The sequence below is a fragment of the Mesorhizobium sp. M1A.F.Ca.IN.020.06.1.1 genome, assembly GCF_004023265.1.
In the GTDB taxonomy this organism is placed as follows: domain Bacteria; phylum Pseudomonadota; class Alphaproteobacteria; order Rhizobiales; family Rhizobiaceae; genus Mesorhizobium.
The window spans coordinates 1-4,185 of the sequence record NZ_RZSR01000527.1 but is presented as its reverse complement, the minus strand read 5'-3'; the positions used below and the strand labels follow the sequence as shown (position 1 = coordinate 4,185).

5 protein-coding genes and 1 pseudogene are annotated in these 4,185 nt (G+C 62.9%); all 6 read left to right on the top strand.

Features of this window, described 5'->3' with window-relative positions:
- On the top strand, positions 1–1,248 hold a 1,248-nt coding region (locus tag EOA60_RS21460; RefSeq protein ID WP_164899446.1), incomplete at its 5' end, for a multicopper oxidase family protein.
- Between the two features lie 34 nt (positions 1,249–1,282).
- The gene (locus EOA60_RS21455; RefSeq protein ID WP_127324782.1) at positions 1,283–1,723 is read left to right on the top strand and encodes a DUF411 domain-containing protein; all 441 of its coding nucleotides are present in this window, start codon (positions 1,283–1,285) and stop codon (positions 1,721–1,723) included.
- 7 nt (positions 1,724–1,730) lie between these two features.
- Positions 1,731–2,267, top strand: a complete 537-nt coding sequence (locus EOA60_RS21450; RefSeq protein ID WP_127324783.1) for a TlpA disulfide reductase family protein — start codon at positions 1,731–1,733, stop codon at positions 2,265–2,267.
- Positions 2,268–2,327: 60 nt separating this feature from the next.
- Positions 2,328–3,011: an SCO family protein gene (locus tag EOA60_RS21445; protein ID WP_245466661.1), complete on the top strand. Its 684-nt coding sequence runs from the start codon at positions 2,328–2,330 to the stop codon at positions 3,009–3,011.
- Between the two features lie 37 nt (positions 3,012–3,048).
- Complete coding sequence (locus tag EOA60_RS21440) at positions 3,049–3,831, top strand: DsbA family protein (protein ID WP_127213870.1); 783 nt, start codon at positions 3,049–3,051, stop codon at positions 3,829–3,831.
- 29 nt (positions 3,832–3,860) lie between these two features.
- A pseudogene (locus tag EOA60_RS21435) lies at positions 3,861–4,185 on the top strand (hypothetical protein); the annotation flags it as partial.

The following is a 4,185-nucleotide window of genomic DNA, read 5'->3' as shown; positions in this document are numbered from 1 at the left end:
ATTCCCGGCCCGGTGCTGCGCCTACGGCAAGGCCGGCCGGTGCGGATCACTGTAGAGAACGGGTTGGCCGAGGACACCACCGTTCACTGGCACGGCATCCGCTTACCAAACGCCATGGACGGGGTGCCCGGGATGACCCAGCCCCCGATCGCGCCGGGATCAAATTTCACTTATGAGTTCACGCCGCCGGATGCCGGCACTTTCTGGTATCATCCGCATGCCGACAGCCTGGTGCAGCTCGGTCGAGGCCTTGCGGGCGCGCTCATTGTCGAGGAGGCAGAGCTTGTCGAATTCGACCGCGATCTGATCTGGCTGCTGCAGGACTGGCGGCTAGCCGCCGATGGCCAGATCTCCGGTGGCTTCGGCAGCGCGATGGATGCCACGATGTCAGGTCGGATCGGCAACCTCGTCACCATCAATGGCTCGGCACCGGCCGATCACGGTGTGCGCGCTGGCGAGCGCATCCGGCTGCGGCTCGCCAATGCCGCGCTTGCCCGCATGATGGCGCTGCGCTTTGAAGGCCACCGGCCGGTCATCCTGGCGATCGACGGCCAGCCGTGCGACCCGCACGAGCCGGACGACGGCCGCGTCGTGCTGGGGCCGGCGATGCGCGTCGACATGGCGCTGCACATGCAAGGCAAACCGGGTCGCCGGTATCGCGTAATCGACGAGTTCTACGACGGCCTTGCCTACACGCTGGCCACGCTTGCCTATGACAAGGCGCCACCGCTCAGGGTGCATCCCCTGGAGCGGCCCACTGCGCTACCGCGCAATCCCCTGCCGGAGCCTGATCTCGCCAAAGCCCTGCGACAGGAGATCGTTCTGCAAGGCGGCATGATGGGCGGCGGCAAGCTCGCGGGCGTCGGCGGGATGATGGGCATGTCTGGCATGAACATGGGCATGAACGGCACGGCTGCCTGGGCGATCAACGGCATGTCGATGACCGGCGACGGTCACGCCGGCATGGTACCGCAGTTCACGCTGCGACGAGGCGTCACCTGCCACCTGACGATTCGCAATCAGACGGCTTGGTGGCATCCGATGCACGTCCACGGGTTCAGCCTGTCGATCCTTGCCCGCAACGGCTCGCCGGTGTCGCACCGGCAATGGCAGGACACGGTGCTGCTCGCGCCGAAGGACACGGTCGAATGTGCCTTCGTAGCCGACAATCCCGGCGACTGGATGCTGCACTGCCATGTCGCCGACCACCAGATGGCAGGCCTGATGACCGTCTTCCGGGTGACCTGATCCTTCGCATAGCAATTTCAAAGGAGGACCGACTATGAAACTGCCTCATGCCCTCACCGCCATCGGCCTCGCGATCGCCATGCCGCTGCCGACCCTCGCCGCGACGATTGACGCGGTGATGTACAAGAACCCGCAATGCAGCTGCTGCGAGGCTTATGCCGACTATCTCGAACGAAACGGCTTCAAGGTAGACATCAAGCCGGTCAACAATCTTTCTCAGATCAGCAGCGATGCCGGCGTGCCCGCCGACCTCGAAGGCTGCCATACGATGATGGTCGACGGTTATGTGGTCGACGGTCTGGTGCCTGTCGAGATCGTCAAGAAGCTTCTGACCGAGCGACCTGCCATCGCGGGCATCACGCTGGCTGGCATGCCGGCTGGCGCGCCCGGCATGGGCGGCGAAAAGAGCGAGACCTGGACTATCTACGCCTTCACCAAGGACGGCAAGGCGCCGACCGTCTATGCGACAGAGTGAGGGAGCCATGACGTCTGCCAACCTTGTCATCGCGCTCGCGCTGCTGCTGGTTGCGGGGTCGGCGGCGGCCGGGCCGACGTCGGATTTTGTCGTTCCGGAAACGCCCACCACCTTACCCGCAATCAGCTTCACCGACGGCGCGGGCAAGCAGAAAACGCTCGAGGATTATTCCGGCAGACTAGTGCTGCTCAATATCTGGGCGACGTGGTGTGCCCCGTGCCGGAAGGAAATGCCGACGCTCGACCGCCTCGAGGCCACGCTCGGCGGGCCAGACTTCGAGGTCGTCGCGCTGTCGATGGACCGGAAGGGACCCGATGTCGTGAAGAAATTCTTCGCCGAGACCGGGGTCATGCATCTTGCCCTCAACATCGACAGCTCGGCCAAGGCGATGTTCACGCTCGGCGCGCCCGGTCTTCCGATGACCCTGCTGATCGATGGCAGCGGCAGGGAGATCGGCCGCCTGATTGGCCCGGCCGAATGGGACTCGCCCGAGATGACCGAGTTCATCCGCGGCCTTATCGCCGCGAACCGAGAAGGGAAATAACCGATGCTTTTGCGAACCAGAGCGTGCGGAGTTTTGTCGACCTGGAATGGATGGGGGCCGATGCTGCGCGGGCTTGTTGCCATAGCGGTGCTGGCTCCCAGCTTCATCCCTGGCGCGCGGGCGCATTCGTTGGACGAGGTCAATGAGCTGCTGAAGGACGACGAGAAGTACTTTCAGGCGATCGACAAGCCGGCCCCCGATTTCACGCTGCGCGCCGCCGATGGAGCCGTCGTGCGGCTCGCCGACCTGCGCGGCAAGGTGGTGGTGCTGCACTTTGTCTACACTTCGTGTCCCGACGTTTGCCCGCTCCATGCCGAGAAGCTCGCGGAGGTGCAGCAGATGGTGAACGCCACGCCGATGAAGGGCCAGGTCATTTTCGTGACTGTCACCACCGATCCGAAGCGGGACACGCCCGACGTGCTGCGCGCCTATGGGCCGGCGCATGGGCTCGATCCGGCCAACTGGCTGTTCCTGACCACGACGCAGGATCAATCCGACGACGCGACCGGCAAGCTTGCCGAAGCCTTCGGCCACAAATTCACGCTGACCGACGATGCCTACCAGATGCACGGCATCGTCACGCACGTGATCGACAAGGAGGGCCATTGGCGCGCGAATTTCCACGGCCTGAACTTCGCCCCGGTCAATCTGGTCACCATGATCAACGCGCTCACCAACAACCTTGAACGACCGCACACCGAGCCGGAGAAAGGCTGGCTGGCAAGATTGCGGAACCTGCTGTGACACAGGACCATTCAACGGACAAATTAAGAGGAAATCCATGTTCACCACGGCAAGACAGGCAAGCCGTCCTCGCGGCATCGTCCGCATGCTGCTCATTGCTGGCCTGGCGGGATGGTTCCTGCTCGATTCCGGCGCTCGGGAACCGGCGATTGCGGCGGGCGAAATGTCCCATGACGAGCTCGATCAGCGGATACACGACTATATCCTGGCCCATCCGGAGGTTCTCGTGCAGGCACTGCAGAGTCTGGACCAGCGCCAGCGCCAAGCGCAGGCCGCCCAAGTAAAGCAGGTGGTCAAGGCGCGGGCGGACGACCTCTTCCGCGACAAACGAAGCCCGGTTGGCGGCAATGCTGAGGGCAATGTCACCCTTGTCGAATTCTTCGACTATAATTGCCCCTATTGCAGGATGATGGCGCCGATCATGGATCAGGCCGTTGCAGGCGATCCGCAACTCAGGATCGTCTACAAGGAGTTTCCCATCCTTGGCCCGGATTCGGTATTCGCGGCGAAAGCCGCGCTGGCAGCCGATAAGCAAGGCAAATACGCCGCGTTTCACAAAGCGCTTTACGGCTCTAGGACGAGAGTGACGGAGGCAGCCGTGCTCAAGATCGCCGCCGATGCTGGCCTCGATGTCGACCGCATGAAGACCGACATGCAGCAGCCCGATATCCAGGCGTCGATCGACCGCAACACTGAATTGGCGCAGGCGCTAGGGATCACCGGCACGCCAGGCTTCGTCGTAGGCGATCAGATATTTCCTGGAGCGACCGACCTAGCGACGCTGAAGAAACTGCTCGAACAGGCCAGGACACGAAAATGAACGCGACCCCAACTCGGCGAAAGATCGTTTTGGGCGTCATCGCCGCCACGGCAATGCCTAGACTGCCGGGATTCAAGGCTGCGGCACAGGCCCAGGACGACGCCGGCCTGGCAAGTCGTTTCCAGGATCTTAGCCAGAACGGCAACGCCACCTGCTCCCCCAAATTCACGGCGTCGATCGCGACCATGCCGCCGATGTCGCGGATCAAGGGCTCGTGCTGCAGCCCGATGGAGATGAAACGCTATACCGAGCAGGTAAAGGGCTTGGTGAAATACCGCGTCATCGCGATGATCCCGCAGGACCCATACGACATTCCGGCCGTCACCGCGCAGCAAATGATCCACTACTATGATC